At 70.5% G+C, this 26,179-nt stretch carries 19 protein-coding genes, 1 other RNA gene and 1 pseudogene; 11 read left to right on the top strand and 10 right to left on the bottom strand.

Features of this window, described 5'->3' with window-relative positions; genetic code table 11:
• Nucleotides 1-96: 96 nt before the first annotated feature.
• Together ACIP6N_RS06035 and ACIP6N_RS06040 are read right to left on the bottom strand one after the other, a co-directional pair.
• Nucleotides 97-834 carry a bifunctional DNA primase/polymerase gene (locus ACIP6N_RS06035; RefSeq protein WP_401813240.1) on the bottom strand — a complete coding sequence of 246 codons (738 nt, stop codon included), beginning with the start codon at nucleotides 832-834 and terminating at the stop codon, nucleotides 97-99.
• Between the two features lie 117 nt (nucleotides 835-951).
• Nucleotides 952-1,557 (bottom strand): TetR/AcrR family transcriptional regulator, encoded by a 606-nt coding sequence (locus ACIP6N_RS06040; protein ID WP_401813242.1) that lies wholly within the window; start codon nucleotides 1,555-1,557, stop codon nucleotides 952-954.
• A 74-nt stretch (nucleotides 1,558-1,631) separates the two neighbouring features.
• Between ACIP6N_RS06040 and ddaH the strand changes: the two genes are divergently transcribed.
• On the top strand, nucleotides 1,632-2,477 hold the full coding sequence (gene ddaH, locus ACIP6N_RS06045; RefSeq protein WP_401813243.1) for a dimethylargininase: 846 nt from the start codon (nucleotides 1,632-1,634) through the stop codon (nucleotides 2,475-2,477).
• Nucleotides 2,478-2,534: 57 nt separating this feature from the next.
• Here the strand turns inward: ddaH and ACIP6N_RS06050 are convergent, their stop codons facing one another.
• Both ACIP6N_RS06050 and ACIP6N_RS06055 read right to left on the bottom strand, forming a co-directional pair.
• Entirely contained in the window at nucleotides 2,535-3,536 is a 1,002-nt protein-coding gene (locus ACIP6N_RS06050; protein ID WP_401813244.1) for a small ribosomal subunit Rsm22 family protein, read from the bottom strand.
• Nucleotides 3,537-3,597: 61 nt separating this feature from the next.
• Nucleotides 3,598-4,911: a multidrug effflux MFS transporter gene (locus ACIP6N_RS06055; protein ID WP_401813245.1), complete on the bottom strand. Its 1,314-nt coding sequence runs from the start codon at nucleotides 4,909-4,911 to the stop codon at nucleotides 3,598-3,600.
• A 78-nt stretch (nucleotides 4,912-4,989) separates the two neighbouring features.
• Between ACIP6N_RS06055 and ACIP6N_RS06060 the strand changes: the two genes are divergently transcribed.
• Nucleotides 4,990-6,000 carry a Gfo/Idh/MocA family protein gene (locus ACIP6N_RS06060; protein WP_401813246.1) on the top strand — a complete coding sequence of 337 codons (1,011 nt, stop codon included), beginning with the start codon at nucleotides 4,990-4,992 and terminating at the stop codon, nucleotides 5,998-6,000.
• Nucleotides 6,001-6,040: 40 nt separating this feature from the next.
• Here ACIP6N_RS06060 and ACIP6N_RS06065 read toward each other — a convergent pair whose 3' ends face one another.
• Nucleotides 6,041-7,687, bottom strand: a complete 1,647-nt coding sequence (locus ACIP6N_RS06065; protein WP_401813247.1) for an alkaline phosphatase D family protein — start codon at nucleotides 7,685-7,687, stop codon at nucleotides 6,041-6,043.
• Between the two features lie 294 nt (nucleotides 7,688-7,981).
• Here ACIP6N_RS06065 and ACIP6N_RS06070 point away from each other — a divergent pair.
• The 4 genes and pseudogenes from ACIP6N_RS06070 to ACIP6N_RS06085 form a co-directional block, all read left to right on the top strand.
• Nucleotides 7,982-8,189, top strand: a pseudogene (locus ACIP6N_RS06070) (PhzF family phenazine biosynthesis protein); the annotation flags it as partial.
• 162 nt (nucleotides 8,190-8,351) lie between these two features.
• Complete coding sequence (locus ACIP6N_RS06075) at nucleotides 8,352-10,067, top strand: N,N-dimethylformamidase beta subunit family domain-containing protein (protein ID WP_401813249.1); 1,716 nt, start codon at nucleotides 8,352-8,354, stop codon at nucleotides 10,065-10,067.
• 355 nt (nucleotides 10,068-10,422) lie between these two features.
• Nucleotides 10,423-14,013: a DNA polymerase III subunit alpha gene (gene dnaE / locus ACIP6N_RS06080; protein ID WP_401813250.1), complete on the top strand. Its 3,591-nt coding sequence runs from the start codon at nucleotides 10,423-10,425 to the stop codon at nucleotides 14,011-14,013.
• Nucleotides 14,010-14,360, top strand: a complete 351-nt coding sequence (locus ACIP6N_RS06085) for a DUF6300 family protein (RefSeq protein WP_401813252.1) — start codon at nucleotides 14,010-14,012, stop codon at nucleotides 14,358-14,360. Before dnaE ends, ACIP6N_RS06085 begins: the two co-directional genes overlap by 4 nt.
• Nucleotides 14,361-14,643: 283 nt before the next feature.
• Here the strand turns inward: ACIP6N_RS06085 and rnpB are convergent.
• An RNA gene (gene rnpB / locus ACIP6N_RS06090) (RNase P RNA component class A) lies at nucleotides 14,644-15,043 on the bottom strand.
• Nucleotides 15,044-15,159: 116 nt separating this feature from the next.
• Here rnpB and yaaA point away from each other — a divergent pair.
• On the top strand, nucleotides 15,160-15,966 hold the full coding sequence (gene yaaA, locus ACIP6N_RS06095; RefSeq protein WP_401813253.1) for a peroxide stress protein YaaA: 807 nt from the start codon (nucleotides 15,160-15,162) through the stop codon (nucleotides 15,964-15,966).
• 71 nt (nucleotides 15,967-16,037) lie between these two features.
• Entirely contained in the window at nucleotides 16,038-16,667 is a 630-nt protein-coding gene (locus ACIP6N_RS06100; protein ID WP_401813255.1) for a bifunctional 4-hydroxy-2-oxoglutarate aldolase/2-dehydro-3-deoxy-phosphogluconate aldolase, read from the top strand.
• Nucleotides 16,668-16,715: 48 nt separating this feature from the next.
• On the opposite strand, the gene ACIP6N_RS06105 is transcribed toward ACIP6N_RS06100, so the two are convergent.
• The 4 genes from ACIP6N_RS06105 to ACIP6N_RS06120 all read right to left on the bottom strand — a co-directional run bounded on the left by ACIP6N_RS06105 (nucleotide 16,716) and on the right by ACIP6N_RS06120 (nucleotide 20,873).
• On the bottom strand, nucleotides 16,716-18,011 hold the full coding sequence (locus tag ACIP6N_RS06105) for a bifunctional RNase H/acid phosphatase (protein ID WP_401813257.1): 1,296 nt from the start codon (nucleotides 18,009-18,011) through the stop codon (nucleotides 16,716-16,718).
• 2 nt (nucleotides 18,012-18,013) lie between these two features.
• The gene (locus tag ACIP6N_RS06110; RefSeq protein ID WP_401813513.1) at nucleotides 18,014-18,757 is read right to left on the bottom strand and encodes a zinc ribbon domain-containing protein; all 744 of its coding nucleotides are present in this window, start codon (nucleotides 18,755-18,757) and stop codon (nucleotides 18,014-18,016) included.
• A complete protein-coding gene (locus ACIP6N_RS06115; RefSeq protein ID WP_401813258.1) occupies nucleotides 18,754-19,617 on the bottom strand; it encodes a Nif3-like dinuclear metal center hexameric protein in 864 nt (287 codons plus the stop codon). Before ACIP6N_RS06115 ends, ACIP6N_RS06110 begins: the two co-directional genes overlap by 4 nt.
• 215 nt (nucleotides 19,618-19,832) lie before the next feature.
• A complete protein-coding gene (locus tag ACIP6N_RS06120; protein ID WP_401813259.1) occupies nucleotides 19,833-20,873 on the bottom strand; it encodes an ABC transporter substrate-binding protein in 1,041 nt (346 codons plus the stop codon).
• A 191-nt stretch (nucleotides 20,874-21,064) separates the two neighbouring features.
• Here ACIP6N_RS06120 and ACIP6N_RS06125 point away from each other — a divergent pair, with 191 nt between their 5' ends.
• The 3 genes from ACIP6N_RS06125 (at nucleotide 21,065) to ACIP6N_RS06135 (ending at nucleotide 26,157) form a co-directional block, all read left to right on the top strand.
• Nucleotides 21,065-22,369, top strand: coding sequence for a hypothetical protein (locus ACIP6N_RS06125; protein WP_401813260.1), 1,305 nt, complete (start codon nucleotides 21,065-21,067; stop codon nucleotides 22,367-22,369).
• 1,145 nt (nucleotides 22,370-23,514) lie between these two features.
• Nucleotides 23,515-25,302, top strand: coding sequence for an MFS transporter (locus ACIP6N_RS06130; RefSeq protein WP_401813261.1), 1,788 nt, complete (start codon nucleotides 23,515-23,517; stop codon nucleotides 25,300-25,302).
• 204 nt (nucleotides 25,303-25,506) lie between these two features.
• Nucleotides 25,507-26,157: a class I SAM-dependent methyltransferase gene (locus ACIP6N_RS06135; RefSeq protein WP_401813263.1), complete on the top strand. Its 651-nt coding sequence runs from the start codon at nucleotides 25,507-25,509 to the stop codon at nucleotides 26,155-26,157.
• Nucleotides 26,158-26,179: the final 22 nt, after the last annotated feature.

The raw sequence follows: 26,179 nt of genomic DNA on the forward strand, positions 1-26,179 counted from the left end.
ACCCGCCGCGAAGGACTCATGAGCCCGTCGGCGCCTTCGTACATGGCTGAGGCTCGGACGTCACGTCCGGGCCTCAGCCATGTACGAAGGTCCGGGTCAGCGGCCCAGCGGCCAGGCCACCGCGTGCGGGTCCAGTTCGCCGTTCTCGCCCGCGTACTGCGCGCACGCGTCCGTCAGGATCTCCAGCAGCGTCAGCGGGTCGGGGAGCGGGTGCTCCGGGCCGCGGAGCCAGGACACGGCGAGGTCGCCCGGCAGGCTCGCGGGCGGTACGAGTACGTAGCTGCCCCGGCAGTGCCAGCGCAGTCCGGGGTGCTCGTCCGTGGTCTCGGGGTGGGAGTCCAGCTCGCAGGGCCACCACTCGTCCTCGTCCTCGGGCGTGCCCCGGGTGGCGGTGAAGAAGAGCATCCGGTCGCCGCCGGAGTCGGCCACGGGACCGACCTCGACCCCCGCCTCCAGCAGACGTTCCAGCGCGCGGCTGCCGGCCTCCAGCGGGACGTCCAGGACGTCGTGCACCAGGCCGGTGGCGGTGATGAAGTTCGCCTGGGGCTGGTTGCGCGCCCACCGTTCGACCTGTGCCTGGTCGGTGGTCGACTGCGTCTGCCAGGCGAAGGACAGCGGATGTCTGGCGGGGGTGGGACAGCCGATCCGTTCACACGAACATCGGTAGCCGACCGGATGGGCGGCGGGCGCGAGCGGCATACCGGCGGCCGCTACGGCCAGGAGCAGCGCTTCCCGGCTGCTCCCGTCGGACTCGGCGCTCTTCTTCGGGCGACGGCGCAGCCAGTGGGGAATCCTGCTCTCCGTGCCGCGGTAGCGGCCGAATTCGTCGCCCATCTATCCCCTCACACCTCACGCTTGCCTTCACGGCCCTTGCCATCGTGCCACCATCCTGCGCCTCAGGTGGCCGCCCCCGGTAACCGGGGGCGTGCGCGGGCGGTGGGATTCGACACATCAGGGGCGCGGGGCCAGACCGTGGAGCACGTACTCCACCAGCGTGTCCGTGTACGCGTGCGTCAAGGGCAGCGTGCGCATCAGCCACCGGTGGGCGACGGGTCCGACCAGCAGTTCCAGGGCGATCCGCAGGTCGAGCGTGGCCCGCAGGTCGCCTGCCTCCTGGGCGGCGCGCAGCCGTTTCACGTACAGCTGGAGCTGGGGTTCCAGCAGCTTCGCGGTGAATTCGGCGCTGAGGTCGGCGTTGACGATGCCCTCGGCGGCGAGCGCTCGGGACGGCACGGCGAAGGCGGGATCGTTCATCTGATCGACGGTGGCGCGCAGCACGTTCTTGAGGTCGGCCGTCAGATCACCGGTGTCGGGGATCTCGTACTCCCCTTGCGCGGCCTGGTCGCCGAGGGCGAGGAACGCCTCCAGCAGGACGGCCCCTTTCGAGGGCCACCAGCGGTAGATCGTCTGCTTGCCGACGCCCGCGCGGGCGGCGATGCCCTCGATGGTCGTCCTGCCGTACCCGACCTCGCTCACCAGCGCGAGGGCCGCCGCGTGGATCGCGCGGCGCGAGCGGTCGCTGCGGCGGGCGGTGTCGGGTGCCTTGCTGTCAGCCATGCGCAATAAGTACCCGATCGGATCACTGCGGGAAAGCGCGCCGGAGTGGACGATGGCTCTCAGCGCACAATGTCGTGCGTGCCACCGCTCGTGAGGAGCCCTCGTTGCCTCGTGATGCCTCTGCCCGCAGCTATCTGATGTGTCCGCCGGCCCACTTCAGGGTGACGTATTCGATCAACCCCTGGATGGACCCGGCCAAACCCGTGGACCTGCCGCTCGCGATGGCCGAGTGGGGGGTCCTGCGTGACCGCTACCTCTCTCTCGGCCACACGGTCTCGTTCCTGGATCCGCGGCCCGGTCTGCCCGACATGGTGTATGCCGCCAACGGCGCCACGGTCGTCGGGGGCCGGGTGCTCGGCGCGCGCTTCGCGCACCCGCAGCGGGAGGCGGAGGCCCAGGCGCATCTGGACTGGTTCCGTGCGCACGGCTACACGGACGTCCTCGACCCCGTCCACATCAACGAGGGCGAGGGCGATTTCGCCGTCACCGCCTCCTTCCTGCTGGCCGGGCGCGGGTTCCGGTCGAGCCCGCTGGCGCAGGACGAGGCACAGGAGTTCTTCGGGCGGCCGGTGATCGGGCTGAATCTCGTCGATCCGCGCTTCTACCACCTGGACACGGCGCTGTGCGTGCTGGACGACGCGGCCGACGAGATCATGTACTACCCCGGCGCCTTCTCCCCCGGCAGCCGCACCGTGCTCGCGCGGCTGTTCCCCGACGCTCTGCTGGCCGGGGAGGCGGACGCGTCGGCGTTCGGGCTGAACGCGGTGAGCGACGGCCTGCACGTCCTGCTGCCGCAGGCGGCGGCCGGCCTCTACCGGCCGCTCCGGGAGCGCGGATTCGAGCCGGTCGGGATCGATCTGGGCGAACTGCTGAAGGGGGGCGGCAGCGTGAAGTGCTGCACCCAGGAGCTACGCGCCTGACGCGCGCGCCGGGGTGACGCGCCCGACGCGCATGGAGGTTGGGCGCTTCACGCGTCCCTACGCGTCCGTCTCCTCCGGCGGCGGCCAGGCGTCGCCCCACGCCGTGTCCCGTGCCGCCCGGTACAGCGGGCCGTGCCGCTTGGCGACCGTCTCGCGGCGCAGCCCGTCGTCCCGGGTGCACAGTTCGAGGAGCACCTGCCCCTTGCGGATCTGCGGCTTGCGCGTCACGCGGGCGGGCGCGGGCGCCGTCGCGAACCGGGTGGCGGCGACGTAGCTGAACTTCTCGTCCTCGTACGCCAGCGATCCTCCCTTCACCTGCCGGTGCAGGGAGGACCTGCTGACCCGGGCCGAGAAGTGGCACCAGTCCTCGCCGCGCACGATCGGGCAGGCCCCGTCGTGCGGGCAGGGCGCGGCGACCCGCAGGCCGGCCGCGGTCAGCTGGTCGCGGGCCTCGATGATCCGCAGATAGCCGTCGGGCGTGCCGGGCTCCACGACGACGACGGCCTGGGCGGCCCGCGCGGCCTCGGCGATCAGCGCGTGGCGGTCCTGCTCCGTCAGCTCGTTGAGCACGTAGGAGACGGTGACCAGATCGGCCTCGGGCAGCTTCAGGTCCTGTCCGATCTTCGACCTGCGCCACTCGGCCGCGCGCGGGCCGGTTGCCTGCGAGGATTCCGCGAGTTCGCGGCCGAGGGCGAGCGCGGGCTCCGCCCAGTCCAGCACGGTGGTGGTCCGCGGCCCGTCCCAGACCGCGTCCGCGGCCCATACGGCCGATCCGGTGCCGCCGCCCACGTCCAGGTGGCTGCCGGGCGCCCAGCCGGGGGCCGCCTCGGCGAGACCGTCCAGCGCCGCGCACACCGCCTCGTACGTCGCGGGCATCCGGTACGCGGCGTACGCGGCGACGTCGGACCGGTCGCGCAGCAGCGGCGTGCCGGTCGGGGTGGTACCCCGGTAGTTGGCGATCAGCCGCTCGACGGCCTGGGCCGCCTGCGTGGGCGGGAGCCCGTCGAGCAGACCGGCGAGGGCGGCGCGCAGGGCGTCCGCGGTGGGGATGGCGTTCACCGCCGAATTGTAGACACGGGGGCGTGCCCGCCATCCCCCCGCAGGTCAGGCGGTCAGGCGGTCAGGCGCGCTTGCGCTGCCAGGGACGCACCATGCCCAGGAAGCAGCCCACGGCGCCCAGCGAGCAGACCAGCTGGACGACGGCCATCGGGACAGCGGTGGCGTCCCCCGCGATCCCGACGAGCGGCGAGGCCACGGCGCCTATCAGGAAGGACGACGTACCGATGAGAGCGGACGCGGAGCCCGCCGCGTGCGGCGTGCGCATCAGCGCCTGGGTGTTGGTGTTGGGCATGGCCAGGCCCATCGCGGACATCAGCACGAACAGCGCGGCGGCCACCGGGAACAGCCCCACATGGCCGAACAGCCCGCTGGTCATCAGCAGCAGCGAGACGGCGGCGAGCGTGATGACCGCCAGGCCGAAGGCGAGCGCCTTGTCCATGCTGACCCGGCCGACGAGGATCTTGCCGTTGATCTGGCCGACGGCGATCAGGCCGACCGAGTTGATGCCGAAGAGCAGGCTGAAGGTCTGCGGTGAGGCGCCGTAGATCTCCTGCACGACGAACGGCGAGGCGGACACGTACGCGAAGAGCGCGGCGAAGGCCAGCCCGCCCGCGAGCATGTAGCCGGTGAAGACGCGGTCGGCGATCAGCCCGCGCATCGTCCGCAGCGCCTCGCCGATGCCGCCGCTGTGCCGCCTCTCCGGCGGCAGCGTCTCGTGCAGCCACTTCCAGGCGACCACGGTCAGCGCGAGACCGACGAAGGTCAGCACGACGAAGATGCCGCGCCAGTCGGTGAGGCGCAGCACCTGACCGCCGAGCAGCGGCGCGACGACCGGCGCGACCCCGGAGATCAGCATCAGGGTGGAGAAGAAACGGGCCATCTCCTCGCCGTCGTACAGGTCACGCACCACGGCGCGGGAGATCACGATGCCGGCGGCGCCGGCGAGACCCTGGAGGAGGCGGAAGCCGATGAGGAGTTCGGTGGTGGGCGCGAGCGCGCAGATGGCGGTGGCGACGATGTACGCGACCATGCCGATCAGCAGCGGTCTGCGGCGGCCCCACCTGTCGCTCATCGGGCCGATGACTATCTGGCCGAGCGCCATGCCCGCGAGGCAGGCGGTCAGGGTGAGCTGGACGGTCGCGGCCGGTGAGTTCAGCGACCGGGTGACCTCGGGGAGGGCCGGCAGATAGCCGTCCATGGAGATGGGCGGCAGGGCCGTGAGCCCGCCGAGTACGAGGGTGACCAGAAGCCCGGTGCGCCGTGCCGCGGGGGTGTGCGGCCGGGGCGGACCCTGAGGCGGGACCCCGGGTGACGGATGCTGCTCCGACCGTTCTGTTCGATGATGACCGTGGGTGGTCTGGGCGCCGTCCGGCATCCGCGTCTCCATGTCGTTGAATGCGTACCTATGCTCTCAGCTCAGGCGGAGTGCTCGGAACCTTTTAATGAGGCAGCTATGAGTTCGGAACAAACAGACCGCGGCGGGAAAGTGCGCTGGGGCGTACTGGCCACCGGCGGCATCGTGTCGCGCTTCGTCACAGAGGTACGCGGGCTGCCCGATGCGGAAGTGGTCGCCGTGGCGTCGCGCAGTGACGCGTCCGCGAAGGCGTTCGCCGAAGAGCACGGCATTCCGCGGGCGTACGGCTCGTGGGCGGGGCTCTTCGCGGACGACGAGGTGGATGTCGTCTACGTGGGGACGCCGCACTCCGCGCATCACGCGGCGACCCGCGCGGCCCTCGAAGCCGGAAAGCCGGTGCTGTGCGAGAAGCCGTTCACGCTCAACTCGCGGGAGGCCCGCGACCTGGTGTCGCTGGCGCGTGAGCGCGGCCTCTTCCTGATGGAGGCGATGTGGACGTACTGCAACCCGGTGATCCAGCGTCTGGCGGAGCTGGTGCGCGACGGAGCGATCGGTGACGTCCGCGCCATCCACGCCGACTTCGGGATACAGGGCACCTTCGCTCCCGAGCACCGGCTGCGCAACCCCGACCTCGGCGGCGGCGCGCTCCTCGACCTCGGTGTCTATCCCGTGTCCTTCGCGCAGCTGCTGCTGGGCGAGCCGGACCGGGTACAGGCCGAGGCCTCGATCTCTCCCGAGGGCGTGGATCTCAACACCGGGATCCTGCTGGGCTGGGAGTCGGGCGCGACGGCGCTGCTCAGCTGCTCGGTGGAGACCCAGACCCCGAGGACGGCGTCGGTCTCCGGCACGAAGGGCAGGATCGAGGTGGCCGGTTTCTTCGCACCGGACAGCTTCGTCCTGCACCGGCACGGCGAGGAGCCCGAGGAGATCAGGGTCCCGAGCGAGCAGTGGGGCATGCAGTTCGAGGCGGCCGAGGTGATGCGCTGTCTGCGGGCGGGCGAGACGGAATCGCCGCTGGTGCCGCTGGACGGCACGCTCGCGGTGATGCGGACGCTCGACGCGGCACGTGACCGCATCGGCGTCCGTTTCCCGGCGGACGCACGGAGCTGACGGGACGTCATGAACGGGGCCGGGGTGACGCGCCGGGCGGTCAGGCGGGCTTGAGGCCCTGATCGCCCACCTCAGTGACGAAGGACGCGGCCGTCGAGACCGCCGCGCCCGGCGTCGTCACCGCGGGAATGGTCCGGTAGTCGGCGCGCGCCCGCTGCTCGCCGAGCGTCACCGTCACGTAGCCGCGGCGCCCGTCGTAGAACTTCATGTGCGGGTTGGCCTGCGTGTACAGCTCCCAGGTGCTGAGGTGTTCCGCGCCGTCCCGGCCACTGGAGATCGAGGTGGCGACGATCTCCGTGCCGATGGTCTTCGAGGCCGGGTCGTCGAAGTTCTGCTTGATGTCGTACGCGTACGCCACGTGCACATCACCGCTGAGCACCATCAGGTTCTCGACCCCGGCGGCGGCGACCCCGTCCAGGATCCGCTTGCGGGCGGCGGGGTAGCCGTCCCAGGCGTCCATGCTGAGCATGGGTACGGGGTTGAGGTCGAGACGGCGCAGGGAGAAGTTGACCTGCTGCGGTACGACGTTCCAGGTCGCCGTGGAGTTCTTCCAGCCGTCCAGCAGCCAGCGCTCCTGCGTCGCGCCCGTCATCGTGCGCGACGGATCCTCGGACTCGGGTCCCGGCAGGTCGAGGCCGTCGCCGTACGCCTGGTCGGAGCGGTACTGCCGGGTGTCGAGGATGTCGAACTGGGCGAGACGCCCGTACTGGAGCCTGCGGTAGAGCTGCGCGTCGGGGCCGTTGGGCAACTGCGGTGAGCGCAGCGGCTGGTTCTCCCAGTACGCGCGGTAGGCGGAGGCCCTGCGCAGCAGGAACTCGTCCGGCGGCACGTCGTTCTTGGGGATGTCGTCGGCGTAGTTGTCCTGGACCTCGTGGTCGTCCCAGGTGACGATGAAGGGATGCGCGGCGTGGGCGGCGATCAGGTCGGGGTCCGACTTGTAGAGGGCGTACCGCAGCCGGTAGTCCTCCAGCGTCATGGTCTCCCGGTTGAACAGCGCGGGGAGCCTGCGGTCGGTGTACTGGCGTACGCCGCCGACCGCGGTGACGGCGTACTCGTAGAGGTAGTCGCCGAGGTGGAAGACGACATCGAGCTCTTCCTCCGCGAGGTGCTTGTACGCGGTGAAGTAGCCGTCGTGGTACGCCTGGCAGGAGACCGCGCCGATCCGCAGCTCGTTGAGTTTCGCGCTGCTCTCGGGGGCGGTGCGGGTGCGGCCGGCGGGGCTGATCCACGTACCGGTGCGGAAGCGGAAGTAGTACACGCGGTCGGCGGCGAGGCCGACGGCGTCGACATGCACGCTGTGGTCGAACTCGGGGTGCGCGTCGGCGGTACCGCGCGCGACGATCCGGGTGAAGGCCGCGTCGCTCGCCACCTCCCAGCGTACGGAGATCCGCTGTGCGGGCAGGCCGCTGCCGGGTTCGTACGGGCTGGGCGCGAGCCTGGTCCAGAGGACGACACCGTCGGGACGCGGATCGCCCGAGGCGACACCAAGCGTGAACGGGTCCTTGGTGATCTTCCTGGCGTCCAGCTCCGCGGCGCCCGCGACGCCCGCGGCCGGCAGGTTGACCGCGAAGGCGAGTGCGGCGGCGGCCGCGGTCCCTGTCAGGAACCTGCGGCGGCCGATCCGGGCGGCGGCTGCTCTGAGTTCAGGTGTGTGAGTGCCCGGCGCGTGGCGGTGTGCGGATGTCATGTGCCCCTCCCCTGACGGCGGTTGTCACTTCGAAGTGCAGTCGGGGACGAAGTCACCCTGTTGTCGGGTACACAACATGCGCAGGGCGGACGGGTGACTTCCACGTGCCCGGCATATCTGCACTTCGGCTCTTTCGTGCCTTGCGTCTGCGGCCTATCTGTACCGCACGTACGCGGTCGGTCCGTGTACGCCATGCGGGAGACCGCCAGAGTCGCCGGAGCGGGTCCGGGCGGCGGGCAGTCCTGACCACGGCGCACTGTGACGGCGCGGCGCCGGGTCGGTGGGCGGCGCGAGACGGTCTTTCACGTCCGCGGCCCGTTCCCGGTGGGCGGTGTCGTGGCGGATCAGGCAACGGGAGCCGCGGCTGCGGCATTCGGCGCGTACGCCCGTCAACTCGGCCTCGTGGCAACGGACTCGGTCCGACGCCCGGCAGCAGGGTGAGGACCTGGGCCATCCTGACGTGCTGCCGGTGGGGCTGCGGGCGGACGCCCCACGGACACGGTGCGGCCGCCCGCCCGATGCCCGGCGGTACGGGCCGGCGCGTGCCGCGAACGGGCTGTGGGCGCGTACACGCGGATGGCCCCCTTGCGGTCGCCCGGCGCCGCACATCAACGGATGATCATCTGAGGCAGACGGCGGGCGAAGGCGCGTGCGGGAGGTTTCGATGGGCACCGGCGCACAGCATGGCGACCGCCACCGGAGCGAGGCGAAGAATTCCGGCCGCGGCCCCGGACCGGACTCCGGATCAGGCCCCGGACCGGACTCCGGATCAGGCTCCGGACCGAAGCGGACGTCTGCGCCCGGCCCCGGCGGCCCGCACGGCCTGGACCGCCGGCGTTTCATCGGGGCCGCCGTGGGAACCGCCGGTATCACCGCGGGACTGATGACCGGCTGCGCGGCGCCCTCCGGCACGGGCGCCGATGTCTCGCCCGCGCCCTCCGCGACCGGCTCCGCCGGTGTGGACGAGCCGGCTGTCGGCGCGGAGCAGGGCCGTTCCGGCAACCACGACTGGCGCATCCGCTCGGTGGGCCCGTCCGACGCGATCGAGGGCCACACCGACAAGGTGAGTGTCCTGTCCGGCGAGGAGTTCGGCCTGTACGTCTCGACCACCGCCCCCGGTTTCCGGGTCTCGGCCTACCGCGTCGGCTGGTACGGCGGGGCACAGGCCCGGCTGGTCTGGCGCTCGGACCGGATGCGCGGACAGCGTCAGAGCAGCCCGAGGCTGGTGCCCCACACCCGCACCGTACGGGCCGACTGGCGCCGCAGCCTCGGCGTGCGCACCGACGGCTGGCCGCCGGGCGCGTACCTGCTGCGGCTGGACGCGGAGCACGGACACCAGCGGTACGTGCCGCTGATCGTGCGTTCGGTGAGCGCCTCGGGAAAGACCCTGCTCGTGCACGCGACGGCGACCTGGCAGGCGTACAACGCGTGGGGCGGTTACAACCTCTACCAGGGCGGGGACGGCACGTACGGGACACGGTCGCTGGCCGTCAGCTTCGACCGGCCGTACGACAAGAACGGCGCCGAGAAGTTCATGGTCTACGAGCGGGCGGTGGTGGTCCTCGCGGAGCGGCTCGGCATCCCGCTGGCGTACACCACCGGCGTGGACGTACATCTGAGCCCCGCGGTGCTGCGAGGAGCCACGGCGGTCCTCTCGCTCGGCCACGACGAATACTGGACCCCGGAGCAGCGCCGCCACATCACCCAGGCGCGCGACGCGGGAGCCAACCTCGCATTCCTCGGCGCCAATTCCTGTTACCGCCGGGTCCGGCTGGAACGGGGTGAGGGAGCGCCGGGCACCGCGCGCACGGTGGTCTGCTACAAGACCGCCTACCGGGAGGACCCCTACCTCGCGGAGCACCACCGCATGCCGACCATCGACTTCCGCCAACGGCCCGCCGCGGACCCGGAATCGTCCCTGACCGGCGTCTTCTACGAGGGCTATCCCACGGACGCGCCCTATGTCGTCCACAGCGCGGATCACTGGTTGTTCGCGGGTACGGGGGTCAAGCGCGGCGATTCCTTCAACCACCTGGTCGGCGTGGAGTACGACCGGGTCACCCCGGGCGTGCCCACCCCGTCGCCGCTGGAGATCGTCGCCCACTCGCCGCTGCTCTGCAAGGGCCGGCACAGCCACTCGGACTCCTCGTACTACACGGTGCCGAGCGGCGCGGGCGTCTTCTCCTCGGGAACGATGCGCTGGGTCGAAGCCCTCATGGCGGGCACCCGCGAGATCGGCCGCGACCACGGAATGGACGCGCGCACGGCGGCCTTCGTCACCCGCACCACGGAGAACCTGCTGCGCGGCTTCGCCAAGGGCCCGGCAGCGAAGGAACACCCGGCGCCGAGGGACAACGCGGGCAGCGTGTACGGGACCTGACGGCACCGCGTCCGCCGAGACGGACACGCTGGTGCACGTACCCGTCCCGAGGGACCTCCGGCACAGCCGGCCCCAGGGCCGGAGCCCACCGTGGGTGCTTGCTCACACAGGCCCGCCCCTGTCGGTGGGTCCCCCCATCGGCAAGTAGATGAGCGACCTCAGCCTGAGAGCTGATCGGCTTGAGTGCTCATCCGAACGTGAAGTGCAAAGAGACGGCCCGGGGCCGGCTCGCGGTGAACATCACCGAGTGCGGGATGGACCGAATCACCCTGTGGGCGGCTCGGGTTGAGGAACGGTCCACCTCTTCGACCGCTAGGGTGAAACCTTCCCACAGCCCCATGGAGGTGCTCTCCCGGTGCCCGATTCCTTCGTCCACCTGCATAATCACACTGAATACTCCATGCTCGACGGCGCGCAGCGGCTCAAGCCGATGTTCGAGGAAGTCGCTCGGCAGGAGATGCCCGCGATCGCGATGAGCGATCACGGGAACATGTTCGGTGCGTACGAGTTCCAGCAGGTGGCCAAGGGCTTCCAGGACGTGAAGCCGATCATCGGGATCGAGGCGTATGTCGCTCCTTCCTCCCGGCGTGCGCGCAAGCAGGAGTTCTGGGGCCCGGGTGGTGTCCGGGCGATGTCGGACGACGGGGAGGGTTCAAAGGACGTCTCCGGTGGCGGGCGCTTCACTCACATGACGATGTGGGCGCGGAACGTGCAGGGGTTGCAGAACCTCTTCTTCCTGTCGACCGAGGCCAGCTACACGGGCCAGTTCCCGGCCGGCAAGCCCCGCATGGACATGGAGCTGATCGCCGAGCATTCCGAGGGGATCATCGGGACGACCGGCTGCCCGTCGGGGGCGATCCAGACGCGGCTGCGGCTCAACCAGTACGACAACGCGCGTGAGATCGCCGCGTCCTACCAGGACATCCTCGGCAAGGAGAACTATTTCCTGGAGCTGATGGACCACGGCCTGGATCTGGAACGCAACGTCCGCGAGGACCTGCTGCGGCTGGCGAAAGATCTCGGCATCCCGCTCCTGGCCACCAATGACGCGCACTACGTCCTGGAAGAGCACGCCGACGCGCACGACAACCTGCTGTGTATCGGTGTCGGCAAGGACAAGGCCGACCCGAAGCGTTTCCGGTTCAACGGCAGCGGCTACTACCTCAAGACCGCCGCGCAGATGCGGGAGCTCTTCTCCGAGATTCCTGAGGCGTGTGACAACACGTTGCTGATCGCCGAGCGCATCGAGTCCTACGAGTCGGTGTTCAAGAACGTCGACGAGATGCCGAACTTCCCGGGTGTCCCTGAAGGGGAGACCCAGGAATCCTGGCTTCGGAAAGAGTGTCTCAAGGGCCTGGCGATGCGCTACGGCGATCCGATCCCGGCTGAGGTCCTGGAGCGGTTCGAGACCGAGATGAAGGTCATCGGGCCGATGAACTTCTCCAGTTACTTCCTTGTCGTCGCGGACATCTGCAAGTACGCCCGCGACAGCAAGATTCCCGTCGGGCCCGGCCGTGGATCGGCGACCGGGTCGATCGTGGCGTACGCGACGCGCATCACCGAGCTGTGCCCGCTGGAGCACGGGCTGCTCTTCGAGCGGTTCCTCAACCCGGAGCGCATCAACCCGCCGGACGTCGACCTCGACTTCGACGACCGCCACCGGGACCGGATGGTGCGCTACGTCGTGGAGAAGTACGGCGACGAGTACACCGCCATGGTCAACACGTTCGGCAAGCTCAAGGCCAAGAACGCGATCAAGGACACCTCCCGGCTGCTGGGCTACCCCTTCTCGCACGGCGAGCGCATCACCAAGGCGCTGCCGCCCGACGTCATGGGAAAGTCGATCCCGATCGGCGGGATCTTCGACTCCAGCCACCCCCGCTACGGGGAAGCGGGCGAGATCCGCGCCCTGTACGAGGCGGAACCCGACGTCAAGAAGGTCGTCGACGGCGCGCGCGGGGTGGAGGGACTGATCCGCGGCACCGGCGTGCACGCGGCCGCTGTCATCCTTTCCAAGACCCGGCTCACCGACCGCATCCCGCTGCACATGCGCGCCAAGGACGGCGTCAAGATCACCGGGTTCGACTACCCGTCCTGCGAGGACATGGGCCTGGTCAAGATGGACTTCCTGGGTCTTCGGAACCTGGGTGTCATCGACCACGCCATCCAGAACATCCGCGAGAACCGCGGCATCAACATCACCACCGACACCGTGCCGACCGACGGCTCCCAGCCGATCCCGCTGGACGACGTCACCACCTACAAGCTCCTCGCGCGCGGCGACACCTTCGGGGTGTTCCAGCTCGACGGCGCCGGCATGCGTACCCTGCTCAAGCAGATGGAGCCCACCCGGTTCGAAGACATCGCGGCAGCGCTCGCGCTGTACCGTCCCGGCCCGATGGCGGCCAACGCGCACACCAACTACGCGTTCCGCAAGACCGGCAAGCAGCCCATCACCCCGATCCACCCGGAGCTGGAATCAGCCCTGGAGCCGATCCTCGGCAACACCTTCCACCTGCTCATCTACCAAGAGCAGATCATGGCCATCGCCCGGCAGCTCGCCAACTACACCCTGGGCGGCGCCGACCTGCTGCGCCGGGCCATGGGTAAGAAGAAGCCCGAGGTCCTGGCGGCGGAGTGGGACAAGTTCTCCGAAGGCATGATCAAGCAGAACGGCTACAGCGAAGAGGCCACCAAGGCGTTGTGGGACGTCATGCTCCCCTTCTCCGGGTACGCGTTCAACAAGTCCCACACCGCCGGGTACGGCCTGGTCAGCTTCTGGACCGCCTACCTCAAGGCGAACTACCCGGCTGAGTACATGGCTGCCCTTCTCACCTCGGTGGGGGACGACAAGGACAAAGCCGGGATCTACCTGGCCGACGCCCGCAAGATGGCCGTCCAGGTCCTTCAGCCCGACATCAACGAGTCCGTCGCCAACTTCACCGCCATCGGCGACGACGTCCGCTTCGGGCTCCGCTCCGTACGCAACGTCGGCGAGGGTGTTATCGAGTCCCTCGTCGCCACGCGCAAGAAGAAGGGGAAATTCAGCTCCTTCGCCGACTTCCTCGACAAGGCAGATATCGGGGCGCTCCAGAAGCGAGCCCTGGAATCCCTGATCAAGGCCGGCGCCTTCGACTCCCTCGACCACTCCCGCAAGGGACTGTCCGCGATCCACGAGGAAGCCGTCGACTCGATCATCCCGGTGAAGAAGCAGGCCGCGATCGGGCAGGACGACCTGTTCGGCGACCTCGGCGGGGACAGCGGCGAACCGGTCTTCGGCCTCGACTTCGCCATCGACCCGGGCGAGTGGCCCCGCAAGGTCCTGCTCGCCGCCGAGCGGGACATGCTCGGCATGTACGTGTCCGCGCACCCCCTGGACGGCACCGAGCACATCCTGTCGCGCAACCGCGACGCCACCATCAGCGAACTCCTCGCCTCCGGTCGTACCGAAGGCACCGTGCGACTCTCCGGGCTGATCACCGGCGTGACCCTGAAGATGACCAAACAAGGCAACGCCTGGGGCCTCGTGAACCTCGCCGACCGTGACGGGGAGATGGAAGTCCTGTTCTTCCCCGCCGCCTACACCCTGGTACAGCACGCCTTGATCCCCGACAGCGTGATCTCCGTCCAGGGACGCCTCAACGACCGCGACGGAAGCATCAGCCTCTTCGGACAGGAGATTCAGGTCCTGGACGTGTCCTCCGCGGAAAGCGGCAAACGCCCGCCGGTACAGCTCGCTCTGCCCTATCACCGGGTCAACGAACCGAACGTGCAACGCCTGAAAAGCATCCTCAGCGCGCACAAGGGCGAGAGTCCCGTACGGCTCCAGGTACGGACGCCCGGCAAGACCGTCGTGTACGAGCTGGGCTTCCTCGTGGACCCGACGTCGGTCGCATCCGACATCAAGGGCACCTTCGGCCCGGATACCTGGGTGGGCGTCGCTTGAGCGGAGACGGGCACGGTCTCGCGGTCCGGCTGGACGACGCACCGGAATGCCCCGGGTGCGGAACACCCGGGCTGTTACGTGTCTCTTTCCCACACGTCTGGCTGAACCAGAGCGGACGAGAGGTCCGCGGGACGGGTGAAGCCGTACTGTGCCCGCTCTGCCACAGCCGCGCTCCCGCTGCCGCCGAACTGCTCGCGCTGTTCGCCGTGGACGGGAGCGCTACGGACGAGAACATGCACATGCTCGTCGAGTTGGCGGTGCCGTGGGCGACAGCGATGAGTCAACGATCACCCGATTCCAGATCCCTTGCAGAAGAGGAAACCCTCTGGAGGCTCGGGGAACTCTGACCTCGGAAATTCGTCAGCCCGCCAGTGCGACTGGCGGGCTGTTCGCCTTTGCTTGCCTGATGGTGGGAGGCCGGCTCCCCGGCTGTCGCGTCGGGTGGGTTCCTGGCTCCACCGCTGCGGTGGGACTGCCTACCGGGACAGGAATGTGCTGGTCAGCCTGGAGCCGGGAGCGGCACTTGTCCGAGGGTCTTCCCGCCGCCTGACGCGGCAGGCCCCCGAAAGACCGGAAAGGGCGTTCGCCCCAGGTCAGCGGCCGCCTGCTGGGCAGAGCCGCGGATAGCGGCAGACGAGTCGGGCTGTACGCCGGGTTCTGTCGCCCGGCTGCCTCGCGGCGACCGGGGAGACGGTCATCCATCTAGGACCGGCGTTGCCGCCGGCCTCGTGCGGTCTACCCGCGGACATCGGGCGGGCAGCCCTCGAACGTCCGCGCAGGGCCGTCGAGACGGCCCCTCTTGACCTTGCTCCGGGTGGGGTTTACCTAGCCGCCCGAGTCACCTCGGGCGCTGGTGGTCTCTTACACCACCGTTTCACCCTTACCGGGGACCGAAATCCCCGGCGGTCTGTTTTCTGTGGCACTGTCCCGCGGGTCACCCCGGGTGGGCGTTACCCACCACCCTGCCCTGTAGAGCCCGGACGTTCCTCGGCAAGATCGAAGATCTTGACGCGACCGTCCGCCCGGCTCGTCTGCCGTGCCGGACATGTTACCCGTCACGGCGCGGTCCGCGTTCCGCCCCGGCCGTCACCTACGCTGGCGCGGGGGCCGCACCTCCGTTCCGTACGTACACCGAGGAGAACCACCGTGCTCGTGCTGTTGCCGCCGTCGGAGGGCAAGGCCGCTTCCGGGCGCGGAGCCCCGCTGAAGCCCGAGTCCCTGTCCCTGCCGGGGCTCTCCGGCGCGCGGGCCGCCGTGCTGGACGAGCTGGTGGAGTTGTGCGCCGCCGACGAGGAGAAGGCGCGCGGGGTGCTCGGGCTGAGTGAGGGGCTGCGGGGCGAGGTCGCGAAGAACGTCGAACTGCGCACGGCGGGCACGCGGCCCGCCGGGGAGATCTACACCGGGGTGCTGTACGACGCGCTGGAGCTCGGTTCGCTCGACTCCGCCGCGCGGCGGAGGGCGACGCAGGCGCTGTTGATCTTCTCCGGGCTCTGGGGAGCGGTACGGGTGAACGACCGGATCCCCTCCTACCGCTGCTCGATGGGCGTGAAACTGCCGGGTCTTGGCGCGCTCGGCTCTCACTGGCGCGCGGCGATGGCCTCCGTACTTCCCGAGGCGGCCGGTGACGGGCTCGTACTGGATCTCCGTTCGGCCGCGTACGCCGCCGCCTGGAAGCCGAAAGGCGAACTGGCGTCCCGTACGGCGACCGTCCGCGTGCTGCACGCACAGGTCGATCCGAGGACGGGGGTGGAGAAGCGGTCCGTCGTCAGCCACTTCAACAAGGCCACGAAGGGCCGCTTGGTCCGCGATCTGCTGACCACGGGCAGCAGCCCCCGGAACCCCGCCGAACTCGTCGATTCACTGCGGGACTTGGGGTACGCCGTGGAAGCCGGCGCCCCGACCGCCGCGGGACGCCCCTGGGCGCTGGATGTCGTCGTCTCCCAGATCCACTGAGCCCGCGAGGCTTCGTTGCACCCTCCGCAACGATCGTTGCGCACGACGCCTGGCGCGGGCAGGATATGTCCATGACTTCCCTGCTTGACCAGGCTCCCGTGATACCCGTGGTCGTCCTCCACGACGCCGCCGACGCCGTTCCCCTCGCCCGCGCTCTCGTCGCGGGCGGGCTGCCCGCGATCGAGGTGACGCTGCGGACCCCCGCGGCGCTGGACGCCATCCGCGCGATCGCCGCGGAGGTGCCGGACGCGGTGGTCGGCGCGGGCACGGTCATCACACCCACCGCCGTGGCCGAATCCGTCTCCGCCGGCGCGCGCTTCCTCGTCAGCCCCGGCTGGACGGACGCGCTGCTGGAGGCGATGCGGGCGTCCGGCGTACCGTTCCTGCCCGGGGTGTCGACGGTCTCGGAGGTCGTGGCGCTGCTGGAGCGCGGGGTGACGGAGATGAAGTTCTTCCCGGCGGAGGCGGCGGGCGGCACGGCCTATCTGAAGTCGATCTCGGGACCGCTCCCCCAGGCCCGCTTCTGCCCGACGGGCGGCATCACCGCGGAATCCGCACCGTCGTACCTGTCCCTCCCCAACGTGGGCTGCGTGGGCGGTACGTGGATGCTCCCGGCGGACGCGCTCGCGGCGAAGGACTGGGACCGGGTGGAGGCGCTGGCCCGCGAGGCGTCGACGCTGGCCGTGAGCCGCAGGGCCTGAGTCGCGGCAAGGCCTGATGTCCCTGAGGGCATCAGGCCTCTGCAGGCGTCAGCGCAGGTGCGACGTGTCGTTCAGCAGCCGCACCGACGCGTTGCCGTCCGCGTAGTACGCCACCGCCGAGATCGACGCCGCCGACAGCTCCATCCGGAAGAGCGACTCGGTCGGTGCGCCCAGCGCCAGCTGTACCAGCGTCTTCACCGGCGTCACGTGCGTGACCACCAGCACCGTGCGCCCCTGGTACCGCTCCAGCAGCCGGTCACGCGCGGCCTCGACCCGTGAGCCGACCTCCGCGAAGCTCTCGCCGCCTCCCGTAGGGGGCACGTCGGCCGAGCCGAGCCACGCGGTCAGGTCGTCGCCGTACCGTTCACGCACCTCCGCGAACGTCAGGCCCTCCCACGCGCCGAAGTCCGTCTCGCGCAGGCCGTCCTCGATGTGGATCTCCAGGCCGAGCCGGGCGGCGACCGCCCCCGCCGTCTCGCGGCAGCGCCGCAGCGGCGACGAGACGATGTGCTGGATGGTCCCGCGCGCGGCCAGCGCCGTGGCGGCCGCCTCCGCCTGTCGGCGGCCGGCCGCCGACAGCTCCGGGTCGGTGCCCCCGCTGCCGGAGAAGCGCTTCTCGGGGGTGAGGGCGGTCTCGCCGTGCCGCAGCAGTACGAACGTGGCGGGCGTCCCGAGGTCGGCCGCCACGCCCCAGCCGACGGCCGGCGTGACCTCCGGCGCCGGAGGCGTGTCCGTCACCGTGCCGGAGGTGCCCGTCATCGGAACACCGGGGACGGACAGCTCCGTCTGAGCCGCCCGTACCAGCGAGGAACGTGCCTCCTCGGAACGCGTCTCCTCGGAACGGGCCTCCCCGGCGGCGGACGCCGACCGCGCCGCCCGCGTGTCCAGCTCAGCCGTGGACGCCGACGGCTCCCACTGCCCGCCCCTCGCGCCCGCGTCCATCGCCTCGTTGGCCAGCCGGTCCGCGTGCTTGTTCCGCTCGCGCGGGATCCACTCGTACGTCACCTGCCCGGCCGGGAACACCCGCGCGGCCTCGGCGGCCAGCGGCTTCATGTCCGGGTGCTTGATCTTCCAGCGGCCCGACATCTGCTCGACCACCAGCCGGGAGTCCATCCGGACATGGATCACGGCCGCCGGATCCAGCGCCTTCGCGGCTCGCAGCCCGGCGATCAGGCCCTTGTACTCGGCGACATTGTTCGTGGCGACACCGATGTACTCGGCGGCCTCGGCGAGTGCTTCACCCGTGCGCGGGTCGAGGACGACAGAGCCGTATCCCGCGGGCCCCGGGTTGCCCCGGGAACCCCCGTCCGCCTCGACGATGAACTCCGTCGTCCCCCGCGTCATCGCTACAGACCCGAATCGGCCGTGCGGACCAGGATCCGCCGGCAGTTCTCGCACCGCACGACGGTGTCGGGCGAGGCCGCCCTGACGTCGTTGACCTCGGTGATGTTCAGCTCCAGCTGGCAGCCCTCGCACTTGCGGCGGTACAGCCGGGCGGCGCCCACGCCGCCGCTCTGTCCGCGCAGCTTCTCGTACAGCTTGAGCAGATCGGCCGCGACGGAACCGGCGACGACCTCGCGCTCCTTGGTCACGGTCGCGGACTCGGCGTTCAGCTCCTGGGTGGCCGCGTCACGGCGGGCCGCCGCCTCCGCCATCTTGGTCTCCACCGACGAGACCCGCCCGGTCAGCTCGGACACCCGCTCCTGCGCGGCCTCGCGGCGCTCCATGACCTCAAGGACGACGTCCTCCAGGTCCCCCTGGCGCTTCGCGAGCGAGACGATCTCGCGCTGGAGGTTCTCCAGGTCCTTGGGGGACGTGATCGCGCCCGAGTCGAGCCGGTCCTGGTCGCGTACGGCGCGCACCCGCACCTGGTCGACGTCCTGCTCCGCCTTGACCTGCTCGCGGGCGGTGTCGCTCTCCTCGGTCGTCGCGGCGACCAGGAGGTCGCGCAGCTGGGTGAGGTCCTTCGTCAGGGACTCGATCTCGGCGTGCTCGGGCAGGGAGGTGCGCTTGTGGTCGAGCTGGGACAGTCGTACGTCGAGGGCCTGGACGTCGAGAAGTCGGATCTGGTCGGCGGGCGCGGCGTTCAGTTGGGGGCTCCTGAGGAATGGTGGAAGGACCAGGGGTCGGTGACCGTCTTCGAGACGTGGACCCGCAGGTCCCAGTCATGGCGGTCGGAAATCTCGTCGAGCTGGGCGGCGGCCTGCTCGCACCACGGCCACTCCGTGGCCCAGTGCGCGGCGTCGATCAGCGCGGGCCCGCCGGACTGCCCCGCCCGGCCTTGCGGCGCGGGCTGGGTGGCTTCCGAGGCCGGGTGATGGCGCAGGTCTGCCGTGAGGAACACGTCGACCCCCGCGGCTCTGACATCGCCGAAGAGGCCGTCGCCGGAACCGCCGCTGACGGCGACGGTACGGATGACGGCGTCCGGGTCGCCCGCGACCCTGATGCCCTGCGCGGTGGCGGGCAGCCGGCGGGCGACGCGCGCGGCGAAATCGCGCAGCGTGGCGGGGCGGTCGAGTTCGCAGACGCGGCCGAGGCCGCGGCGGCCCGAGGGATCGGTCGGATCCGGCACGAGGGGACGGACGACCCGGAGGCCGAGCGCGCCCGCGAGGGCGTCGGAGACGCCGGGATCGGCGGTGTCGGCGTTGGTGTGCGCGACATGCAGGGCGACGCCGTGCTTGATCAGCGTGTGCACGACGCGGCCCTTGAAGGTGTCGGCCGCGACCGTCGTCGTACCGCGCAGATACAGCGGATGGTGCGTGACGATCAGGTCGGCGCCGAGCTTCAGGGCTTCGTCGGCGATGTCCTGGACGGGGTCGACGGCGAACAGGACACGGGTCACGGATGCGTCGGGATCGCCGCATACCGTACCGACGGCGTCCCACTGCTCGGCCCGCTCGGGGGGCCAGAGGGCGTCGAGTGCGGCGAGGACTTCGGACAGACGGGGCACGTGGGAAAGGCTACCTGCCCGCCGCGCCCCGCCCACCATGGCTTACGTACCTTCCGGCCTTCGGGGACGGGCCGGGGGAGGTACGCAAGCCGGGAGGTGGCATCAGGGCGACGTGCCCGCCTCCTGAGGAGGCAGGCGACGTGCCCGCCTCCTGAGGAAGCGGGCAACGTGCGCGCCTCTTCAGGACGCGGCGGACACGGCTGAACGCGCGGGTACTACTTGACCAGGTATCCGCGGAGGTCGCCCAGGACCTCTTCGGCGGCCGTGACGCCGATACCCAGGTACCAGGTCTCGTCGGCGACGTCCTTGGCCTGACCATCCTTGACCGCCTTCAGGTTCTTCCACAGCGGGTTGGAACGCGCGCTCTCGCGGTCGGTCTTCTTCGCGTCGCCGTAGACCCCGGTGAAGATCCAGTCGGCGTCCGCGTCGTCGATCCTCTCCGGGCTGATCTCCACGGCGAGTTCGTCGATCTGCTGGTTCCTGGGCCGCGGCAGGCCGACGTCTTCGAGGATCGTGCCGATGAACGACGCCTTTCCGTAGAGCCGCAGCTTGCCGGGCATGTAGCGGACCATCGAGACGACCGGCTTGTCGGGGCCGACGGCCGCGCCCAGCGCCTTCGCCTCCTTCTCGTACGCGGCGAGCTTGGCCTGCGCGGTGTCGAGCCGGTCCAGCGCCTTGGCGTTCAGGAGGTAGTTCTGCTTCCAGGTGAAGCCGGGGCGGATGGAGAAGACCGTCGGGGCGATCGCCGACAGCTCCTTGTACTTGTCCGCGGCGCGCAGCTGGCTGCCCAGGATGAGGTCGGGCTTGAGTGCGGCGATCGCCTCGAGGTTGAGGTTGTTGATCGTGCCGACGTTCTTGGGGGCGCCCGCGTCCTTCTTCAGGTAGCTGGGGATCGCCACGTCGCCCTCGGTGGGCGCGTAGCCGACCGGCTTCACACCGAGCGAAACAACGTTGTCGAACTCACCGACGTCGAGCACGATGACCCGCTCGGGACGCTTCGGCAGCACGGTCCTGCCTTCGGCGTGCGTGATGGTGCGGGGGAACTGGCCCGGCTTGGCGTCGGTCCCGAAGGCCGCGGTCTTCTCCGCCGCGGTGGCGAACTCCTTGCCGCCCGTGGCGACCGCGGCCTTCTTGCCCCCGGAGTCGCCGGACTCGGCCGCGTCCTTGTCGGAAGAGGCGTTGCCGCCGCAGGCCGCGAGGGACAGCGCGGCCGCGAGGGCGATGACGGCGGCTGTGCCGCGGCGTCGTATGGACATCTGCGTTGCTCCTGGGGGCCAGTACGTCACTTAGGAGTGCCTAACCTTAGCCGTCGCTCAATCGGGCAGCACACCCACCCCCGCACTTTCAGGCGAATCCGCACATGACCACCCTTATACGTGAAGCATGCGGTCTCGTGTTGTTCGGCAGGGAGTGCGATGCCTAGCTTCGTCGCCGGAGGTGACGAACCATGACGACGGCCTGTGCCATCGAGACGGCCACGGAGAACGGTGCGGCACGGCGTGCGGCGTTCGCGATCACGGCGGACGGTACGTACGCCGCGCGGCTCAGGCTCGGCGCGGTCAGTGAGGCGTGGTTTCCCGAGCGGTGGACCCTGGACGGGCCCGAGCCCTACGCCGTACCGCTCCCCCTGGACCAGCCGGAGGAGCCCGACACGGAAGTGCTGCCGCTGAACGACGGCAGGGTGCTCATCTCCCGCCGGGTGGCGGACCGGCACGCGTTCTCGCTGCTCTATCCGGCCGGTCCGGGGACCGGGCAGCTGCAACTGGGCGCGGTCGAGGGCCCGGAACTGTCCCTGCTGCCGCCCGCCCCCGACGGCCAGTGCGCGTACGCCCTGACCGTCGGCGAGCGTTCCACGACGATCTGGCAGGTGGCGGGCGGGGCGTTCGGACCCGCGTACGTGGTGGAGGTGCCGGGACGCTGCACGGGCGGCGTCTGGCTGGACGGTACGGGCCGGATACTCGCGCTCGACCGGGAGCTGGACGGCGTGGTCAAGGCCGTCGCCGTGGACCTGGGACGGGACGGGGAGGTGACGCCGCTGCTGCAGATCACGGAGGAGAGCAACGACCGGCTGCTGCTGGCGGACGCCGACAGCGGGCTGCTGCTGATCCGTTCCGACGCGGCGGGCCACGACCGGCTCGGCTGGGGTGTGCTGGGGAGCCTGAGCCCGGTCCGCTTTCCCGAATGCCTGCGGCCGGCGGACTGCGCGGTGACGCCGTTCGCCGTACAGCCGGGGCAGGTGCTGACGCCGGAGGCCTGCGCGGTCGCGCTGCGGATCGACGGCGCTGCGGGCAGCTGGGTGGGCGTGTGGCGGCCCGCCGGACGCCAGCTGCATCAACTGCGCCCACCGGAAGGGTGGTTGGCGGGGGCCGGGCTGTGGACACGGGACGGCGCGCTGCGGCTGCCCTACGCGACACGGGAGGTGCCGTGCGGGGTGGCACGCGTGGCGGCGCCTGCGGACGTTCCGGGAGCGGGGGCGGGGCTGGGCGCGGGTTCGGGCGGTGGTCCGGGGCTGTGGCTGGGCGGGGGTCCGGGCCCGGGCTTCGCGCCAGGACCGGGCACAGGTGCGGGCGCGGCCGGTGCCGTCGCCCCTGCCCTGGGCGATGCCATGGGCTGCGCCATGAACGCCGCCATGGAACCGTCACAAACGCAATCCGCGGGCGGGGAACCGTACGGCGCTCCACACACTCCTGAGATGTGCAGGCCGGTGCCGTTGCAGCAGGCACCGCTCACCGGCCGCGGGACGGCCGACTAGGCCCTGTCCGGCGGACCTTCGCGGGCCCGGAACGCCTGGCACGGCACCTCGCCGTGTTGTCGGAGTCATCCACGTACGTCCTGTACGAGCATGCTCCTCCGCCTTGCGATGCACCGCACCAGACGCCCCGGGCCGATCCACGGAGACCCGCCGGACAGGACCTAGACTCTGATCACGGCTGGGCAGCCACACCGACCGGGCGCCGTCGGTGACTTCGTCGCGGACGTGACCGTTCCGTCGCCGGGCGGTACGTGGCCGGCCTGAGCCTCACGCCCACAGGAAGCGATCATGACGGGGTGAATTTCCCACATGTCTGAAGCCAGGACCGACATGTCCCAGAAACGTCCGCAGGCAGCGGCCGGCGGACAGGGCGAAGCCGGCGGCGACGGAAAGCACAGAGGTGGCGCGGCCTCGACGGAGGACTCGGCGGCTCCGGCCCACGGCCGCCACCGTCGCCAGGAAGGAAACAACCGCAGGGCCGCCTGAGCGGTCACACGCACACAACGGCCGGCAGCTCGGAGTGTTCCGGGGCGCGCGGGAACGCGCCCCGGAGTGCACCTCGGGGCGCGCCTCGGAGCAACGCAAGGCGCTTCAGGGCGACTCGGGCCGGCTCGGAGCACAGGTCACCGCGCGAGGGTCGTCATCGCGCACGAGGCCGCCGCGGTCCAGCCGCGGCGGCCGTGACAGTTGTACCGCTTGATTCCACACCACCGCCCGGGTACGGACGGCTCGGGCGGTGGGGATACGGTAGGCGCGGATACGGCGGTGTCGGCCGCGGATGCTGTAACGGCCGATGCTGGAGTGGCCGCGGAAACGGCCGTGCCGGAGGTATGGGGACGGCTTCCGATCCCGCACGGATCATGGCGCCGCGGTCGCAGTCACCGGCGGCCTTCACACGGGGATTTCCCGCTCCTGATGTCTCTCGCCGATCCCGAATGGCCGGATCGCATCGGACTGATATTCGTGCCGGGTTTTCCGGAATAACGATGAGATAAGAAAACGTTCATGCTGCATCGACCCCGCGAGCGGCGCTGTCCGCCGGGGTCCGTTCACGTCCGCTCTGAACTCGCATCACCCTCGCACCACCCTTGCTCAGCCCTTGTTTTCTTTGCCCCTTCCCTTCTCCCTGCCCGGAGGCCGCACGTATGCCGCAGACGACGACCGATCAGCACGCCGGGATCCTCGCCCCGGATCCGCGGGAGCGCAGAACCCGTGGTGTCGTCCCCGTCCTCGCCTTCGCGGGCATCACCGTCGCGGTGATGCAGACCCTGCTCGTTCCGGTCATCAAGGACCTGCCCACCCTCCTCCACACCGCACCGGCCAACGCCACCTGGGTCATGACGGCCACGCTGCTCGCCGGGGCGATATCCACCCCGATCATGGGGCGGCTCGGTGACCTGTTCGGCAAACGGCGGATGCTGCTCGCCAGCCTCGCCGTCATGGTGATCGGTTCCCTGATCTGCGGTTTCACCGACAACCTGCTCATCATGATCGTCGGCCGCGCGCTCCAGGGCTTCGCCATGGGCGCGATCCCGCTCGGCATCGGCATCATGCGCGACGAACTGCCGCGCGAGAAGCTCGGCTCGGCCATGGCGCTGATGAGTTCGTCCATCGGCGTCGGTGGCGGACTCGCCCTGCCCGTCGCAGCGCTGATCGCGCAGAACGCCGACTGGCACGCGCTGTTCTTCGCCTCCGCCGGGCTCGGTGTGCTGTCGATACTGCTGACCGTCATCGCCGTACCGGAGTCGTCGTCGCGGGCCACCAGCCGGTTCGACTGGTTCGGCGCGATCGGCCTCTCCGCCGGGCTCGTCTCCCTGCTGCTGCCGATCACCAAGGGCAGCGACTGGGGCTGGACCTCCTCCACCACCCTCGGCATGTTCGCGCTCGCGATCACGATCCTGGTGCTGTGGGGCGTCATGGAGCTGAAGGTCTCGGCGCCGCTGGTCGACCTGCGCACCACCGCACGCCGCGAGGTGCTGCTCACCAACCTCGCCTCCATCATGGTCGGGGTCGCCTTCTACGCGATCTCGCTCGTGCTGCCGCAGTTGCTCCAGCTGCCCGCCTCGACCGGGTACGGCCTCGGCCAGTCGATGGTGGTCGCCGGTCTGTGCGTGGCGCCGCTCGGACTGACGATGATGTTCACCGCACCGCTGTACGCGAAGATCTCGGCGACGTACGGCCCCAAGGTTTCGCTGATCCTCGGCATGATCATCATCGGGATCGGGTACGGCGCGGGCCTCGGCCTGATGAGCGCCGCCTGGCAGACCATCATCATCTCGGTCGTCGTCGGCGCGGGCATCGGCCTCGCGTACTCCTCGCTCCCCGCGCTGATCATCGGGGCCGTCGACGCGTCGGAGACGGGCGCGGCCAACGGTCTGAACACCCTGATGCGCTCCATCGGTACGTCGGTGTCGAGCGCGGTCATCGGGATGGTGCTGGCGAAGACGTCCGTCCGGATGGGCGGCGTCGCGGTGCCCACCATGAGCGGCTTCCGCATCTCGTTCATGATCGCCACGGGTGCGGTACTCGGTGGTCTGGCCCTGGCGATCTTCCTGCCGGGACAGCGGTCGGCGCGCACGGCCAAGGGGCGGGGGCTCCTGGGCCAGGACGAGGTCCTCTCGCAGTCGACACTGGTCGCCGGTTCCGGCGGCTTCGCGGGTCGCGTCCTGGACGCCGACGGGACGGCGGTCGCACGGGCGAACGTCACCCTGATCGACCGCAACGGCAGGCAGGCGGGCCTCACCGTCGCCGACGAGGACGGCCACTACCTGCTGCTGCCGCCGGCCGGCGGCGACTACGTCCTGGCCGGTTCGGCCACCGGATACGCGCCGCTCGCCAGGCCGGTGACCTACCCGGGTGACGGACTGCGGATCGAGATCGATCTCGTCCTGACAGAGGGAGCGCCGGAGCGCAGCGCCGCCGTCACGCCGTAACCGGCGCCCGGCTCGCCAGGTACTCCTGCGGACCGGTCTCGCCTCGGCCCCGCACGGGTGCCCGCACCGCAGCTCCAGTGCGGGAGTCACGGTGAGGCGGGCCCCGCACGCCCCCGGCGCCGTCGCGCCGGGGGCGTGTTGCGATCATGAGCGCGCACGCACCACGCACCCCGCGCAGCGAACCCGTACTACGAGGAGAGCCCGATGGCCGCAGGGACCGAGCCGAAGCCTGAGACCCTTGCCGCCTTCGAGGCCGCCAAGGGGTTCATGCCCGTCCATGAAGGCCTCGCCCTGTACGCGGCCGCGGCCGAAGCGGGCGGCCTCGGCCTGCCACTGCTGGAGGTCGGCACGTACTGCGGGCGCTCGACGCTGCTGCTCGCGGACGCGGCCCGGCAGGCGGGAACCGTCGCCGTCACCGTCGACCACCACCGCGGCAGCGAGGAACAGCAGCCCGGCTGGGAGTACCACGACCCGCAGGTGGTCGACCCGGAGCTGGGCCTGATGGACACGCTCCCCACCTTCCGGCGCACACTGCGGCGGGCCGGTTTCGAGGACGACGTGATCGCGATCGTCGGCCGTTCCCCGCAGGTCGCCAAGGTGTGGAACGGCCCGGTCGGGCTCGTCTTCATCGACGGCGGCCACACCGACGAACACGCGAACGGGGACTACGAGGGCTGGGCCCCGCACCTCGCGGAGGGCGGTCTGCTCGCCATCCACGATGTCATCCCCGACCCGGCCAAGGGCGGTCAGGCGCCGTATCGCGTCTACCTGCGCGCGCTCGCCTCCGGGTCCTTCACCGAGGTCTCCGCCACCGATTCCCTGCGCGTCCTGCGCCGTACCGCCCCAGGAATCTGACGCCTCGGGACTACGATCGCCG

Origin of the sequence: Streptomyces sp. NPDC088725, assembly GCF_044751305.1 — a bacterium.
Taxonomy (GTDB): domain Bacteria; phylum Actinomycetota; class Actinomycetes; order Streptomycetales; family Streptomycetaceae; genus Streptomyces.

Excerpts from the sequence above, each read along its gene's own strand:
- ACIP6N_RS06035 (WP_401813240.1), bottom strand. The coding sequence starts at position 834 with ATGGGCGACGAATTCGGCCGCTACCGCGGCACGGAGAGCAGGATTCCC.
- ACIP6N_RS06040 (WP_401813242.1), bottom strand. The coding sequence starts at position 1,557 with ATGGCTGACAGCAAGGCACCCGACACCGCCCGCCGCAGCGACCGCTCG.
- ACIP6N_RS06055 (WP_401813245.1), bottom strand. The coding sequence starts at position 4,911 with ATGCCGGACGGCGCCCAGACCACCCACGGTCATCATCGAACAGAACGG.
- ACIP6N_RS06060 (WP_401813246.1), top strand. The coding sequence starts at position 4,990 with ATGAGTTCGGAACAAACAGACCGCGGCGGGAAAGTGCGCTGGGGCGTA.
- ACIP6N_RS06065 (WP_401813247.1), bottom strand. The coding sequence starts at position 7,687 with ATGACATCCGCACACCGCCACGCGCCGGGCACTCACACACCTGAACTC.
- ACIP6N_RS06075 (WP_401813249.1), top strand. The coding sequence starts at position 8,352 with ATGGGCACCGGCGCACAGCATGGCGACCGCCACCGGAGCGAGGCGAAG.
- ACIP6N_RS06100 (WP_401813255.1), top strand. The coding sequence starts at position 16,038 with ATGACTTCCCTGCTTGACCAGGCTCCCGTGATACCCGTGGTCGTCCTC.
- ACIP6N_RS06105 (WP_401813257.1), bottom strand. The coding sequence starts at position 18,011 with ATGACGCGGGGGACGACGGAGTTCATCGTCGAGGCGGACGGGGGTTCC.
- ACIP6N_RS06120 (WP_401813259.1), bottom strand. The coding sequence starts at position 20,873 with ATGTCCATACGACGCCGCGGCACAGCCGCCGTCATCGCCCTCGCGGCC.
- ACIP6N_RS06125 (WP_401813260.1), top strand. The coding sequence starts at position 21,065 with ATGACGACGGCCTGTGCCATCGAGACGGCCACGGAGAACGGTGCGGCA.
- ACIP6N_RS06130 (WP_401813261.1), top strand. The coding sequence starts at position 23,515 with ATGCCGCAGACGACGACCGATCAGCACGCCGGGATCCTCGCCCCGGAT.
- ACIP6N_RS06135 (WP_401813263.1), top strand. The coding sequence starts at position 25,507 with ATGGCCGCAGGGACCGAGCCGAAGCCTGAGACCCTTGCCGCCTTCGAG.